This window comes from uncultured Brevundimonas sp. (genome assembly GCF_963974615.1).
In the GTDB taxonomy this organism is placed as follows: Bacteria; Pseudomonadota; Alphaproteobacteria; order Caulobacterales; family Caulobacteraceae; genus Brevundimonas.
The window spans coordinates 1-13,358 of record NZ_CAXBDH010000024.1 but is presented as its reverse complement, the minus strand read 5'-3'; the positions used below and the strand labels follow the sequence as shown (position 1 = coordinate 13,358).

Genomic DNA, 13,358 nt, shown 5'->3' with positions numbered 1-13,358 from the left:
CGAGCGTCTCACCCGTCAGCTCCGGGCGGTGACGTCTGCGGCTCGGTCGACGGGGTCGCCGGCGACGCAGGCTGGTACGGACGTGGACCGGACGTCCTCGGGCGAGACGTCGGAGGCGGTACGGTCGCAGGCGGACGACTGTCGGCTGCGGCCTGGGTCGGAGTCGGGGTAGAGCCGGTCCGGGCCACCGTCGCGGCGGGGGTCGCGACCGGCGGGGCCGGGCGGGGGGGTGTTGCCGGTGCAGTTGCAGGTGCCGGTGTCGGGGTTTGCCGGGCTTCGGCGGCGGCGCGGCGGGCGGCAGAATCCCGAATGGCCGCAGCCTGGGCCGCAGACGGGGGCGGCGCGTTGATGAGCCCCGCCAAAGGCGGCGCGTTCAGGTCATCGGTCTCAACGAGCTGGCCAAAGTCCCTGAACAGCAGAACGCGAACATAGTCGATCGCCCCGCGGTCGCTGAACAGCTTCACTCGCCAGGATCCGTCCACGCCCTTGGCCGCCACGCCGATCGGAAGTCCGCGCGGGAAACCGCCGCCGTCACCCGAGGTCAGGATCCGGTCTCCGACCTGGATCGAGCCGACGCCGCGTACGAACTCCAGCCTGGGATTGTCGCTGCCGTCACCGGCCAGCACCGCGCGGGCGTCACTGCGGTCGATCAAGACCGGAGTCTGGCTGGCAACGTCGGTCAGGCGCAGCATCCGGCTGACCCGGGGCGAGGTCCCCACGATTCGACCGACCAGACCATGCTCATTGATGACCGGGTTGCCGACACTGACCTGCTGGCTGCTGCCCACATCAATCAGGCGCGCATTGCTGAACGGCCCGCGCGATTCCGAAATCGAACGCGCCGTGACCATGGCGACCGGCGGCTCCGTGCGAACGCCCAGCATCACCTCATAGCGGGCGTTGACGTTTTTCAGCGCAATGGCCTGGTCCCGCCACGGCTGCAGGTCGGCCAGCTGGCGTTTCAGTTTCCGGTTTTCTGAAACGGCGAAGAAATAACCGCCGACATAGTTGCTGACGGCCCCCGCCCAGCGAACCGGGGCGGCAAACACGCCGCCGACCGGTCCGGTTACGGTGTCGGTCGCCGACCGCCCCGCGCCATAATCCGCGTTGTTGCCGACATCACGGCGGTCACTGATCAACAGGACGACGGCCCCCACCATGGCGGCCACGACAACGGCCGCCGCGGTCCAGACCAGCGGCACTTTCAAACTCTCGAACGGTCCGTCGCGAAAGGCCACGGCGCGCCTTCTAGTAAAGAGCGAGAATCAGCGGGACGATCCCCGCTGAAGCAGTCAGGCTATCGCAAATTCCCTGCGGATTGGAACCGTACGAAAATTGAGATGACAAGGTTCTCAAGACCGACCCGGATCAGAGCGCCGAGTCGAGGACGCCCTTCATCCAGCGCGGATGCTCAAGCACGCGGCCACAGCCGATCGCCACGCAGGACAGGGGGTCGTCGGCCACAGACACCGGCAGACCGGTATGGTCGCGGATCTCGGCGTCCAGACCCCGCAGCAGGGCCCCGCCACCGGTCAGCATGATGCCCTTGTCGGCGATGTCGGCGGCCAGTTCGGGCGGGGTGGCTTCCAGCGCCACCTTCACGGCCTCGATGATCTGGGTGACCGGCTCGGCCAGGGCCTCGGCGGCCTGGCGCTCGCTGATCCGCACTTCCCGCGGCACGCCCTGCATCAGGTCGCGGCCCTTGACCTCGATCGACAGGCCTTCGCCGTCGGCCGGGATGCGGGCGGTGCCGATGTCCTTCTTGATGCGCTCGGCGGTGGTCTCGCCGATCAGCAGATTATGGTTGCGGCGCATGTACGAGATGATCGCCTCGTCCATCTTGTCACCGCCGACGCGCACCGAGCGCGAATAGACGATGCCCGACAGCGACAGCACGGCCACCTCGGTGGTGCCGCCGCCGATGTCGACGACCATCGACCCGGTCGGCTCGTGGATCGGCAGACCGGCCCCGATGGCGGCGGCCATCGGCTCGTCGATCAGGCCGACCCGGCGGGCCGAGGCGTTGAGACAGGAATCATTGATGGCGCGACGTTCGACGGCGGTGGCCCCCGACGGCACGCAGACGATGACCTTGGGATTCACGAATCCCTTGCGGTTATGAACCTTGCGGATGAAATGCTTGATCATCTCCTCGGCGACTTCGAAGTCGGCGATGACCCCGTCGCGCATCGGACGGATGGCTTCCATATGGCCGGGCGTGCGGCCCAGCATCTGCTTGGCTTCGATGCCGACGGCGTGGACGATCTTGCGACCACCAACATTTCTGAGCGCCACAACGGACGGCTCATTCAGAACAATACCCTTGCCCTTCATGTAGATAAGCGTGTTCGCCGTACCGAGATCGATGGCGATGTCGTTGGAAATCATGCCGAAGAGAGGTGAAAACATGAGCGCGGGATACCGTCTGGTTCAGGCCTGAGGGGCGATCGTAGTGTCAGTCCAGTTCAGCGACACCCCGCCATACGCATCCCCATACGCACAACATAATCGATCGTCTTCGCCTAGCCGACTGATGGTTCGTTTGCCCGCATGGGCAATGGATTACAAGCCCCGATGACATTCCCGCGCCATGCGAACGATGACGAATTCGACATCGCCCCCCACAGTCCCGCTTCAGACCGCGTCCAGACCCTCGGCGGCCAGCACCCGGCCAACGGCGGCACGCGCCTGGGTCAGGTCCAGATGGGCGTTCAGTCCGGGGAAGCGCCCTGTGTCCAGCAACCTTGCCTGACGCGCCCAGCGCTCAAACACCATCAGATATCCATCCGCCAGGGTGAAGGCGTCGCCGAACACCCAGGGCGCTTCCAGCAGACTGTCCTCGACCAGCTGAAGCTTGCCCAGCGCCAGTTCGACGGCCTCGGCCCGGGCGTCGCCTTCCAGCGGCGGACGGCTGAACAGCACCTTGCCCAACGCCGGATGAACCGCCGAACCCAGAAACCCGTTGAAGGCGTTAAATCGCGCCATCTCGAATATGTCCTCGACCGGAGCCAGGTGCCTGTGTGGAAAACTCTGCGCCAGATAGGTGAAAATCGCGCCGTTCTGGGTAATCACACCACGGTCGACGACGAGGGCCGGAGTCACCCCGGCCGGGTTGATCGCCAGATATTCGGGAGTTTTCTGCTCGCCCTTGCCCAGGTCAATCGCGACCGCCTCATAGTCGGCACCGCTTTCCTCGAGCGCGATATGCGAGGCCATGGCGCAGGCACCTGCGGAATAATAGAGTTTGAGCATCGGGAGTCTCCTGACGGTTCACGATAACAAGGCAAATAGGGTTTCGCTCCATCTGCAACAAGAGCGGTTTCCGTTAGTTCGCCCGATCCTCGCGCCGCTTCACCAGTTCGCGCACCCCCAGCATGATCGTCAGCCACACCACCGCCACCCCGGCCAGAATCGCCGTGGTCCAGATCCCGTCACCGCTGACCGCGCTCATGAACGACCCGCCAAAGAAGGCCACCAGCGCCGTCTTCGGCAGCACCCCCAGGGCACACCCGGCCAGAAAGCCTGCGAACGACGCCCGAGTCGCCCCGAACGCCATATTGACCACGATGAACGGGGCTGACGGCACATTGCGGATCATGAAACTGGCATAGAAGGCATTCTGGCCCACGAACCGCTTCAGCCGCATGGTCGTGCGGCCACCGAACCGCTCGACCGCCCGCGCCGTCGGTCCGCGCCCCAGCCAGTAGGTCACCGCTGCCGAGACCACCGTCGCGATCCAGCTGTAGGCGAATCCTGACCACGGCCCGAACGCCACCACACAGGCCGCGATCAGCAGGAACTGCGGCACCCCGACAAAGGCCGCGACCACGAACACCACCACGGTCGCCGGCAAGCCCCACGGACTGTCGCTGAACCCGTTCAGCCACAGCTCCAGCCGGGCCTCGGCTCCCAGTCCCAGCTGGGTCTTGCCGAACGCGAACAGCGCCGCCACCCCTGCGAACAACAGCACGGTCGCCAGCAGGGTTCGCCAGCGACGGCCCTCCATGTTCAGCAGGAAATCAATGAGCCGCCGCATGGTTGCAGCGCTTAGCACCCCTCCGGATGGATCGCGAGATCGTCGCGTTTGATCGCGCCTTCGCAACTGCGTAAGAACAGTCGCCATCGTCCGGAGCGTCCATGTCCAGCCTGCAGTCCCTCGCCCTGTCCCGCGTCAAGCCTTCGGCCACCCTCGCCGTCACGGCCCAGGCGCGTGAGCTCAAACGCCAGGGCCGCGACATCATCGGCCTCGGCGCGGGCGAGCCGGACTTCGACACCCCCGACAACGTCAAGGCGGCCGCCATCGCCGCCATCCAGCGCGGCGAGACCAAATATACCGACGTCGATGGCCTGCCCGAGCTGAAGGCCGCCATCGTCGCCAAATTCGCCCGTGAGAACGGCCTGACCTACACCCCGGCCCAGATCCACGTCGCCCCGGGCGGCAAGGCCGTGCTGTTCAACGCCCTGATGGCCACCCTGTCGCCGGGCGATGAGGTCATCGTCCCCGCCCCCTACTGGGTCAGCTATCCCGACATGGTGCTGCTGGCCGGCGGCGAGCCCGTCGCCGTCGTCGGGGTCGAGGCCGACGGCTTCAAGCTGCGCCCCGAGGTGCTCGAGGCCGCGATCACGCCGAAGACGAAATGGCTGATCCTCAACTCCCCCTCCAACCCGACCGGCGCCGCCTATACCCGCGCCGAGCTGGAAGCCCTCGCCGTCGTCCTGCGCCGTCACCCCCATGTCTGGGTCATGACCGACGACATGTACGAGCACCTGACCTACGGCGATTTCGACTACACCACGATCGCCCAGGTCGCGCCCGACCTCTACGACCGCACCCTGACCGTCAACGGCGTGTCCAAGGCCTATGCGATGACCGGCTGGCGCATTGGATACGCGGGTGGACCCAAGCCCCTGATCGACCTGATGCGCAAGGTCGCCGGCCAGACCACCTCCAACCCCTCCTCGATCAGCCAGTGGGCCGCCGTCGAGGCCCTCAACGGACCGCAGGACTTCATCGCCGAACGTGGCCAGGCCTTCGAGAAGCGCCGCGACCTCGTCGTCTCGATGCTGAATCAGGCCACCGGCATCCGCTGCCCGACACCCGAGGGGGCCTTCTATGTCTATCCGTCGATCGACGGCCTGATCGGCAAGACCACCGACGGCGGCGTCGTCATCGACAGCGACGACACCTTCACCACCGAACTGCTCAACGCCGAGGGCGTCGCCGTGGTCCAGGGCTCGGCCTTCGGCCTGTCGCCCTATTTCCGCATCAGCTACGCCACCAGCGAGGCGGTGCTTGAAGACGGCTGCCGCCGCATCCAGCGCTTCTGCGCCGGCCTGAGATAAACACACACTCTAGACGTAACACACACAGTGTGTTTTTATGGGCTCGCCACTCAAGGAGGCGGGCATGTCCAAATACGAACCCCTGACCCAGTTCCTCGCCGCGCAGCGCGACCAGGAGGTGCCGATGAGCTTCAGCGAGATTGAGCGGGTTCTCGGTTTTCCTCTGCCCGAGAAGGCGAGTGGACTCCGCGCCTGGTGGAGCAACAACGCGTCCAACAACGTGATGACCAAGGCCTGGCTGGCCGCCGGCTATGTGACGGAACGTGTCGACATGGGGTCGCGCCGGCTGGTGTTCCGCAAGTCCGACACCGCCCCGGCATCCGCCAATGCCACGTCGCGCCCCGCGCGCAGTCTCGGCTTTCTGGATCGTATTCGCGCAGAGCTCGGCGGGACGGTGACCATTCCCGAGGGCGTGGACATCACGGCCCCGACCGGCGAGATCTGGGATGCCGACCGGTGACCGCCAGACCGATCCTGCTCGACACCTGTGCGATCATCTGGCTCCAGGCAGGCTCGAAATTCAGGCCGGAGGCTGAGGCGGCGCTTCAGGAAGCGCAGGCGATCGGAACCCAGGTCCTCGTTTCGCCGATCACCGCCTGGGAGATCGGCCTCCTGGTGTCCAAAGGACGCCTTGCTCTCAGCCTGCCGCCCTTGAATTGGTTTGAACGGGTGCTGGACCTCGGCGTCGACCTCGCTGCATTGACCCCGGACATCCTGATCGCGTCGTCCCAGCTACCCGGCCCACCGTTGCGCGACCCGGCCGACCGGATCATCGCCGCGACCGCCCGCGCCACCGGATGCAGACTGATGACCCGTGACCGACCACTGCTGGATTTCGCCGCCGACGGACAGGTCGAGGCCATCGCCTGCTGACCGCCCGTCTCAGGCCGCCCTCGACACCGCGAAATCGGCCAGCTGTTCCAGTGCCGCGCGCCAGTCGCTGTCCGGCAGCACCTCCAGCGCGCTCCGGGCCAGGTCAGCATAGTCGCCGGCCATGTCCAGCGTCGCCCCGATCGCGCCCGAGCCGATCACCAGCTCCCGCGCCCGGTGGAAATCGTCCCCGGTCCGCTCCGCCCGGGTGATGGTCCGCTCCCAGAAGGCACTCTCGTGGCCCCGGGTCCGGGTCACGGCCAGCAGCAGCGGCAGGGTCACCTTGCCCTCGCGGAAGTCGTCACCCGCGTTCTTGCCCAGCGTCTCGGACGCCCCGCCGTAATCCAGCGCGTCGTCGGCCAGCTGGAAGGCCAGCCCCAGATTCAGCCCATAGGCCCGCAACGCCGCGATCTGCGCCTCGCTCGCCCCACAACCGACCGCCCCGGCCTCGGCCGCGGCGGCGAACAGTTCGGCGGTCTTGGCCGAGATGATCTGCAGATAGGTCTCGTGGTCCAGGTTCAGGTCATGCGCCCGCGTCAGCTGCAGCACCTCACCCTCGGAAATCACGCTGGAGGCCCGGGCCAATATGCCCAGCGCCCGCATCTGGCCGGTCTCGACCATCAGCTCGAAGGCCCGGGCGAACAGGAAGTCCCCGACCAGCACGCTGGACGGTGCGCCCCAGATCAGATGCGCCGCCACCTTGCCGCGCCGCATGTCCGAGGCGTCGACCACATCGTCGTGCAACAGGGTGGCCGTGTGAATGAACTCGACCGCCGCCGCCAGCTTGCGCGGGGCGGCGATGTCGCCGTCGGCCCCGGTCGCCCGCGCCGCCGCCACCGTCAGCATCGGCCGCAGCCGCTTGCCCCCGGCCGCCACCAGATGGTCGGCCAGCAGCGGAATGACCGGCACCTGGCTCTGCATGCGTTCGATGATCAGGGCGTCGACAGCCGCCATGTCGGGGCCCGACAGCCGAACCAGCGGCTCGACGTCACCCTTCGAACGGGGAGCGGCGGCGGTGACAGCGTCCAAGGCAGAACTCTTCAAAGCGGGCGGATACGGGGAGAATCGCGCCTGAAATCCAGCCGCAGCCTTGCCCCGGAGCACTGCGGCGCACAATGATGATCGCGCCATAAAGGGTCAAGCCGCGTGACCGTCGCACCGACAGACACCGCCATCACCGAGATCGTCGAGAACGCCCTGCTGGGGGGTCGCGTCCGGCTGCGCCAGCCGGCCCGGGGCTATCGCGCCGGTATGGATGCCGCCCTGCTGGCCGCCGCCGTGCCCGCCACGCCGGGCCAGTCGGTGATCGAGGCCGGCTGCGGGGCCGGCGCCGTCCTGACCCAGATCGCCGCCCGCTGTCCCGGCACCCGCCTGACCGGGCTCGAGCGCGACCCCGCCGCCGCCGCCCTGGCCGGCGACAACGCCGCCCTGAACAACATCGCCGAGCGCACCACCCTCCTGACCGGCGACGTCGCCGCCGGCTTCCGCGCCCTCGACTGTCCCCCGTTCGACTGGGCCGTCTCCAACCCGCCCTTCTTCGACGACCCCGCCGCCCTGCGCGCCCCCGCCCCCGGCAAACAGGGGGCCTGGATGGCCGACGACGGCCTGACCGCCTGGACCGGCTTCCTGCTCAAGGCCGTGCGCGAGAACGGCCGTATCGTGATGATCCACCGCGCCGACCGTCTGGCCGACATTCTGGCCTTGCTGGCCCCGGGGGCCGGCGCCTTCGCCATCCGCCCGGTCCAGCCCTATGCCGACGAACCGGCCAAACGCGTGCTGGTCCTGGCCATCAAGACCGGCAAGGCTCCGCTACGCCTGCTGCCCGCCCTCGTCCTGCACGACCGCAGCGGGGCCAAACACACGCCCGAGGCCGAGGCCATCCTCAGGGGCGAGGCGGCGCTGGCGTGGTGAGGAGGGCGGGGGTTCAGCGCGTCAGCACAATGTGGGTCGCCCGCTCCGTCGGAACCGCCTCGGTCACCCGATAACCGAGCCCCGGCAGGTCGAGGCCGGCGAACAGGGATTCACCCTGCCCCAGAACGACGGGCGACAGGGCCAGATGCATTTCATCGATCGCGCCGGCCTGCAGATACTGGCGGACCGTCGACACGCCCCCGCCGATCTTCACGTCCCGCTCGCCCGCCGCGGCCCTGGCCTGGGCGAGCGCCGCCTCGGGCCCGTCGCTGACGAAATGGAAGGTCGTGCCGCCCTCCATCTCGATCGCTGCCCGGGGGTGGTGGGTGAGGATAAAGGTCGGCGCATGATACGGGGGATTGTCCCCCCACCAGCCCTTCCAGACCTCGTCCGGCCATTCGCCACGGATCGGGCCGAACATGTTGCGACCCAGGATGAAGGCCCCGAAGCCGTCCATCGAGGCGTGGGCGAAGCGATCGTCGACGCCTTCGGTCCCGCCGTCCTCCCCGAACATCGCGCGAAAGGTCCGGGTCGGATAGAACCAGTTGTGCAATTCCTTGCCCCGCCTGCCCAGCGGATGCTCAAGGCTCTGCTCCGGCCCGGCTCCGAAACCGTCGATGGACAGGCCGAACCCCGCTACACGCACCCTGCCCATCGGGCCCTCCGTTCCCTGTCAGCTGGAAGACAATAACGCACGCCGCGCCGGCGCGCAAAACCCCGAAGGGTCCCCCCGGAGCCCCCGCTCAACATGCTCCCCCCACCCGTCATCCTCGGGCTTGTCCCGAGGATGACGGATTTAAAAGGAGGTCCAGACCCCTTGTCATCCCGGACGCCGCAGAGCGGCGATCCGGGACGGCGGGCTCCACTTGTTCAGGACCTCCCGGAAATCGCGGCGCGATTGTCCGGGAGACAGGTGACCGCCGCGCTGGACCCTGACCCGTCTCCCGGATAGCGGCTGACACCGCTTCCGGGAGGATCAAATTCGGGCGCTCAAGCGTCCCGGATCGCCGCTGCAGCGTTCAAGCAGGGTAAACGTCGATCAAGGCTTGGCCTCGTCCCGCTGCGCCTGCTGCCCGCCCTCGTCCTGCACGACCGCACCGGGGCCAAACACACGTCGGAGGCCGAAGCGATCCTCAGGGGCGAGGCGGCGCTGGGGTGGTGACTCCCCGCCAAACGCCCCCCCACCCGTCATCCTCGGGCTTGTCCCGAGGACCCATTTCACGACCGCACCAGCGGCTGACGTCTCGCGCCCTCAAGCGGCATTCCCTGATCCAAAGGTCGAAACCGCTGAACCATGGGTCCTCGGGACAAGCCCGAGGATGACGGATTTAAAAGGGGGTCCGAACCCCTTGTCATCCCGGACGCCGCGCAGCGGTGATCCGGGACGGCGTGCGCCCAGAGGCCACTGGGGCGTGGCCGATCTCTACGGCCTGGTGCAGTAGCTCGGCGTGTTCGGGGCGTCGTCGATCTGACGACTTCAGACGATCGGCCGGGCACCGCGAAGCGAGATGTCAGGCCCGGATTGACGGTCGTCCATCTGACCTATGACGCCCTCCTGAAACTGAAACCACGCCGCCCCAAGACGGTCGACGAAGTCCACCAAGTCCTGGCTCACGCCCTCGGCGTAGGCCGGTGCCCAGACTAAGCGGGCGAAGTCGTCGCCGGGGAAGTCCACATAGTGGTTGGTCACATAGACCAGCCCGTCCACATGGGGGTTGCGGTGCCCGACCGTGCTGAGCAGGAGCCCCAAAGCCAGATCCGTCCCGATGCCCCGGAAGTTGTCGTTCACGAGCCAAAGTAGGCCGCGATAGCCGTCCTCGCCGAGAGCGGCCTTGGTTTCGCGCAGCTGGCGGTTGGCCTTCTCGGTGATCCGGCCGAGCGGAACCCGATAGTGGTTCCACCTGGCCTCGGCCCAATAGCGCTTGAACTTCGACTCTCCGCGCAAGATCGCCCCGACGCTGAACTTCTGCGCCACCTCGCGCATAAGCCTCGCCTCCCTCGCTTTCAGGGCGTCGGTGTCGCCGAACTCGGTCTCCAACACCTTCAGCTCGATCAGCACCTTCTCGTTGGCGAAGATGTAGTCGGCGTTCGGAAAGGCCGCGTTCGGAAACCGTTGATCCACACGCTCGCCGCCGACCGTTGCGATGAACTGGTCGATGTGGATTTCGTCGGCGACGCCGCGTTCCTTGGACCAGTCCGCCATCTTCGTTCCATCACGCCGACCGACTCGGCTTGGCCGTTGTATCCTGCCACAATCGAGGGATGAACAGACCGCCGATCAAAGATGAGGTGCTGACCCGGGTGCTGGTGCGTTCGCGCCGGCGCTGCTGTCTGTGCTTTGGTTTGAACCGCGACCTTTTCCCCCAGTCCGGCCAGATTGCTCACCTCAACCAGAAGCGCGACGACAATCGCGAGGACAATCTCGCCTTCCTCTGCCTTGAGCACCACGACGCCTACGACAGTCGAACCAGCCAGAGCAAAGGCCTGACGCTGGGCGAGGTGCGCGCTTATCGTGAGGAGCTCTATGCGCGGCTGGAGGACTATCTCCGGCTGCCGGTCCGCTTCGGCGACGTCGTACTTCCGGCGGAAGATCCCATCGCCGGAACTTGGATCCGCAGCGGCAACGGCATCAAGTCAGCCGAACTGACCCTGACGCCGGTACAGGACAGCATGGAAGGCAACGCGCGCTATGCGGTCACTGGCTTCGCCCTAGTGGGCTTGGATCGGCCCGGTGGGCCGAACATGGGCGATCTCGCCTTCCTGGCCGACCTGCGCGACGGCGTCATTCTGGAGGGAGATCCACAGTTTCATCCGGAGCGCCATTGGATCCAGCTGACCTTCAAAGACGGGCGTCTGATCGTCGATGAGGACAGCGAGCTGGGCCAGTACGGCATGGGCGTGACCTTCCGGGGGGACTATGAGCGAGCCCGTTGACGGCAATCGGCGCAAACAGATCGCCGGCGCACTGATCGCGCTGCCGGACTCCCAGCGCGCGACGCCCTCGCCCTCCCAGCCGCCCCCCCAAAACCGCCACATCCTTCCCCAAAACCCGCGCACCTCCCCACCCCCTTCCCCAACCAATTCAACTCCCTCCCCTCCACGCCCCCTAAAAACCCGCCCTGGTCCAGCCGCCGTGCCAGTCTGCCTCCATCCCCGCCGATGGGGAGGGCGTCGGATCCAGCGCCCGCACGGCGGCGGGGCTGTGGTCGAGCGATGAAGCCCGGGGGCGGATAACTCCGGGGGTCCCTTGGACGGCGCGGGATGCCGTTCACTGCTCGCCGCGGGCCCGAGGGCGGAGCGATCCCGGCACTGACCGGCACCTCCGCCCCGACCCCCGCGCCCGGCAACGGGTACGGGACGGTCCGGCCAGGCCTGAACAGGGCCGCCAACCGGTGGGCGCGTGGAAAACGGCTGCGCGGGGCGTCATCCTCGTCGAAACGGTTTTTATTCTCCGCTCCGGGCGAGGCCCGGCAGCCCCGCGCCCTCCCCGCCCCTGCGTCGCCGCGCGCCGCAGGTCGCCGCCGCACGACTCAAGATCAGGAGACCGCCATGCGCCCGCGTCCCCCCCGTCCCCGTCGCCGCGACCAGCTGTTCGCCCGCGCCCTGCAATGGGCCCGGTTGGAGATGCTGATGCGGGGTGAAGCCGAACCCCACGGCCCGCGCGAAGCCCTGTTCGTCGCCGCCCTCAGGGCCGGTGACCGGCCCGACCCGAGCGAGTTCATCGTCTCCGCCACCCTGCTGCGGGCCGAGGCCATGGCCCTGCAGGCCGCACGCCCCGATCATGGCGATGGTGATGACGCCGATCCGGCCGGCCCCTGACGGTTGCACCGAACGCCTTGCCCCCCCGCCCCGGTCGCGCTTCAGTGCCCCGTCGGTAACCGGGGTCCCCACCATGCGTCTTGTTCTGTTCCTTCTCGTCCTGCTGGGCACCGCCCCCGCCCAGGCTCAAGCCCCTGCCCATGTCCCCGCCCAGGCTGTCGTCCTGCTGCGCCCGGACCGGGTCTTCGACGGCGTCGAGGCCCGCCCGCACGAAGGCTGGTCGGTGCTGGTGCGCGGCAACCGGATCGCGGCGGCCGGTCCCGATCTGGTCGCGCCCGACGGGGCCGTGGTGCTGGACCTGCCCGGCCTGACCCTGATGCCGGGCCTGATCGAGGGCCATGCCCACCTGTTCCTCCACCCCTATGACGAGACCAGCTGGGACGATCAGGTCCTGCACGAGCCGCTGGCCCTGCGCACCGCCCGGGCCACGGTCTCGGCCCGCACCACCCTGATGGCCGGCTTCACCACCGTGCGTGATCTCGGCACCGAGGGGGCCGGCTATGCCGATGCCGGGCTGAAACAGGCTATCGACCAGGGCATCGTTCCCGGCCCGCGCCTGCTGATCGCCAGCCGGGCCATCGTCGCCACCGGGGCCTATGGCCCGCGCGGTTTCGAGCCGGGCCTCACCACCCCGCTGGGGGCCGAACAGGCCGACGGCCCCGACATCGCCCGGGTCGTGCGCAGCCAGATCGGGGCCGGCGCCGATGTGATCAAACTCTACGCCGACTATCGCTGGGGCCCGGGCGAGCCCAGCCGCCCGACCTTTTCCCAGGCCGAACTGACCACCGCCGTCGAGACCGCCCATTCGGCCGGACGCACCGTGTCGGTCCATGCCGGCACGGTCGAGGGCATGCGCCGCGCCATTCTGGCCGGGGCCGACACCCTCGAACACGGCGATGCCGGCACGCCCGAGATCTTCCGCCTGATGCACGACCGCGGCGTGGCCCTGTGCCCGACCCTGGCAGCGACCGACGCCATCACCCGCTATCGCGGCTGGGACGGTCAGGAACCCGCGCCCGAAAACGTCCTCGCCAAGCGCCGCGCCTTCGCCGCCGCCCGCGCCGCCGGGGTGACGCTGTGCATGGGCGGCGACGTCGGCGTCTACAGCCACGGCACCAATGCCCGCGAGATGCTGCTGATGGCCGCCGCGGGCATGCCCGCCGCCGACGTCCTGATCGCCGCCACCTCGGGCAATGCCCGCATCTTCCGCGTCGACGACCGGCTCGGCGCGATCCGGCCCGGCCTGCTGGCCGATCTGGTCGCGGTGGCGGGCGACCCGACCCGCGACATCACCGCGGTGCAGGCCGTGCGGCTGGTGATGAAGGACGGCGTGATCGTGCGCGACGACGCCGCCGCCACGCGCTAGATGTGAGCTCTCAATAGGTTGTCCATCCGGTCCAGGCCGGGGAAGCTGG

At 68.0% G+C, this 13,358-nt stretch carries 14 protein-coding genes and 1 pseudogene; 8 read left to right on the top strand and 7 right to left on the bottom strand.

The window, feature by feature from the left end; all coding sequences use genetic code 11:
• Nucleotides 1–8 precede the first annotated feature (8 nt).
• The 4 genes from mreC to AAC050_RS13700 all read right to left on the bottom strand — a co-directional run bounded on the left by mreC (nucleotide 9) and on the right by AAC050_RS13700 (nucleotide 4,036).
• Nucleotides 9–1,238: a rod shape-determining protein MreC gene (gene mreC / locus AAC050_RS13715; protein ID WP_339915654.1), complete on the bottom strand. Its 1,230-nt coding sequence runs from the start codon at nucleotides 1,236–1,238 to the stop codon at nucleotides 9–11.
• 130 nt (nucleotides 1,239–1,368) lie between these two features.
• Nucleotides 1,369–2,409, bottom strand: a complete 1,041-nt coding sequence (locus tag AAC050_RS13710; protein WP_339915653.1) for a rod shape-determining protein — start codon at nucleotides 2,407–2,409, stop codon at nucleotides 1,369–1,371.
• 225 nt (nucleotides 2,410–2,634) lie between these two features.
• On the bottom strand, nucleotides 2,635–3,252 hold the full coding sequence (locus AAC050_RS13705; RefSeq protein WP_339915652.1) for a glutathione S-transferase N-terminal domain-containing protein: 618 nt from the start codon (nucleotides 3,250–3,252) through the stop codon (nucleotides 2,635–2,637).
• Between the two features lie 73 nt (nucleotides 3,253–3,325).
• Complete coding sequence (locus tag AAC050_RS13700; protein ID WP_339915651.1) at nucleotides 3,326–4,036, bottom strand: VTT domain-containing protein; 711 nt, start codon at nucleotides 4,034–4,036, stop codon at nucleotides 3,326–3,328.
• 101 nt (nucleotides 4,037–4,137) lie between these two features.
• Between AAC050_RS13700 and AAC050_RS13695 the strand changes: the two genes are divergently transcribed.
• The 3 genes from AAC050_RS13695 to AAC050_RS13685 all read left to right on the top strand — a co-directional run bounded on the left by AAC050_RS13695 (nucleotide 4,138) and on the right by AAC050_RS13685 (nucleotide 6,216).
• Nucleotides 4,138–5,343 (top strand): pyridoxal phosphate-dependent aminotransferase, encoded by a 1,206-nt coding sequence (locus AAC050_RS13695; RefSeq protein ID WP_339915650.1) that lies wholly within the window; start codon nucleotides 4,138–4,140, stop codon nucleotides 5,341–5,343.
• Nucleotides 5,344–5,407: 64 nt separating this feature from the next.
• Nucleotides 5,408–5,803, top strand: a complete 396-nt coding sequence (locus tag AAC050_RS13690) for a hypothetical protein (protein ID WP_339915649.1) — start codon at nucleotides 5,408–5,410, stop codon at nucleotides 5,801–5,803.
• On the top strand, nucleotides 5,800–6,216 hold the full coding sequence (locus tag AAC050_RS13685) for a type II toxin-antitoxin system VapC family toxin (protein WP_339915648.1): 417 nt from the start codon (nucleotides 5,800–5,802) through the stop codon (nucleotides 6,214–6,216). The genes AAC050_RS13690 and AAC050_RS13685 overlap by 4 nt, the downstream gene beginning before the upstream one ends.
• A gap of 9 nt (nucleotides 6,217–6,225) precedes the next feature.
• Here AAC050_RS13685 and AAC050_RS13680 read toward each other — a convergent pair whose 3' ends face one another.
• On the bottom strand, nucleotides 6,226–7,242 hold the full coding sequence (locus AAC050_RS13680; protein ID WP_339915647.1) for a polyprenyl synthetase family protein: 1,017 nt from the start codon (nucleotides 7,240–7,242) through the stop codon (nucleotides 6,226–6,228).
• Between the two features lie 117 nt (nucleotides 7,243–7,359).
• Here AAC050_RS13680 and AAC050_RS13675 point away from each other — a divergent pair, with 117 nt between their 5' ends.
• Nucleotides 7,360–8,124, top strand: coding sequence for a methyltransferase (locus tag AAC050_RS13675; RefSeq protein ID WP_339915646.1), 765 nt, complete (start codon nucleotides 7,360–7,362; stop codon nucleotides 8,122–8,124).
• A gap of 13 nt (nucleotides 8,125–8,137) precedes the next feature.
• Here AAC050_RS13675 and AAC050_RS13670 read toward each other — a convergent pair whose 3' ends face one another.
• Nucleotides 8,138–8,779, bottom strand: a complete 642-nt coding sequence (locus tag AAC050_RS13670; protein ID WP_339915645.1) for a dihydrofolate reductase family protein — start codon at nucleotides 8,777–8,779, stop codon at nucleotides 8,138–8,140.
• A 402-nt stretch (nucleotides 8,780–9,181) separates the two neighbouring features.
• On the opposite strand from AAC050_RS13670, the pseudogene AAC050_RS13665 reads away from it, so the two are divergent.
• A pseudogene (locus AAC050_RS13665) lies at nucleotides 9,182–9,286 on the top strand (methyltransferase); the annotation flags it as partial.
• A gap of 315 nt (nucleotides 9,287–9,601) precedes the next feature.
• On the opposite strand, the gene AAC050_RS13660 reads toward AAC050_RS13665, so the two are convergent.
• Nucleotides 9,602–10,327 (bottom strand): hypothetical protein, encoded by a 726-nt coding sequence (locus tag AAC050_RS13660; RefSeq protein ID WP_339915644.1) that lies wholly within the window; start codon nucleotides 10,325–10,327, stop codon nucleotides 9,602–9,604.
• Nucleotides 10,328–10,386: 59 nt separating this feature from the next.
• On the opposite strand from AAC050_RS13660, the gene AAC050_RS13655 reads away from it, so the two are divergent.
• From AAC050_RS13655 to AAC050_RS13645, 3 genes are all read left to right on the top strand, one after another.
• A complete protein-coding gene (locus tag AAC050_RS13655; protein ID WP_339915643.1) occupies nucleotides 10,387–11,058 on the top strand; it encodes a hypothetical protein in 672 nt (223 codons plus the stop codon).
• Nucleotides 11,059–11,673: 615 nt separating this feature from the next.
• The gene (locus AAC050_RS13650; protein ID WP_339915642.1) at nucleotides 11,674–11,943 is read left to right on the top strand and encodes a hypothetical protein; all 270 of its coding nucleotides are present in this window, start codon (nucleotides 11,674–11,676) and stop codon (nucleotides 11,941–11,943) included.
• Between the two features lie 73 nt (nucleotides 11,944–12,016).
• Nucleotides 12,017–13,309, top strand: a complete 1,293-nt coding sequence (locus AAC050_RS13645) for an amidohydrolase family protein (protein ID WP_339915641.1) — start codon at nucleotides 12,017–12,019, stop codon at nucleotides 13,307–13,309.
• Nucleotides 13,310–13,358 lie beyond the last annotated feature (49 nt).

Coding starts and splice junctions, on each gene's coding strand:
- AAC050_RS13710 (WP_339915653.1), bottom strand. CDS start 2,409: ATGTTTTCACCTCTCTTCGGCATGATTTCCAACGACATCGCCATCGAT.
- AAC050_RS13705 (WP_339915652.1), bottom strand. CDS start 3,252: ATGCTCAAACTCTATTATTCCGCAGGTGCCTGCGCCATGGCCTCGCAT.
- AAC050_RS13700 (WP_339915651.1), bottom strand. CDS start 4,036: ATGCGGCGGCTCATTGATTTCCTGCTGAACATGGAGGGCCGTCGCTGG.
- AAC050_RS13695 (WP_339915650.1), top strand. CDS start 4,138: ATGTCCAGCCTGCAGTCCCTCGCCCTGTCCCGCGTCAAGCCTTCGGCC.
- AAC050_RS13690 (WP_339915649.1), top strand. CDS start 5,408: ATGTCCAAATACGAACCCCTGACCCAGTTCCTCGCCGCGCAGCGCGAC.
- AAC050_RS13670 (WP_339915645.1), bottom strand. CDS start 8,779: ATGGGCAGGGTGCGTGTAGCGGGGTTCGGCCTGTCCATCGACGGTTTC.
- AAC050_RS13660 (WP_339915644.1), bottom strand. CDS start 10,327: ATGGCGGACTGGTCCAAGGAACGCGGCGTCGCCGACGAAATCCACATC.
- AAC050_RS13655 (WP_339915643.1), top strand. CDS start 10,387: ATGAACAGACCGCCGATCAAAGATGAGGTGCTGACCCGGGTGCTGGTG.
- AAC050_RS13650 (WP_339915642.1), top strand. CDS start 11,674: ATGCGCCCGCGTCCCCCCCGTCCCCGTCGCCGCGACCAGCTGTTCGCC.
- AAC050_RS13645 (WP_339915641.1), top strand. CDS start 12,017: ATGCGTCTTGTTCTGTTCCTTCTCGTCCTGCTGGGCACCGCCCCCGCC.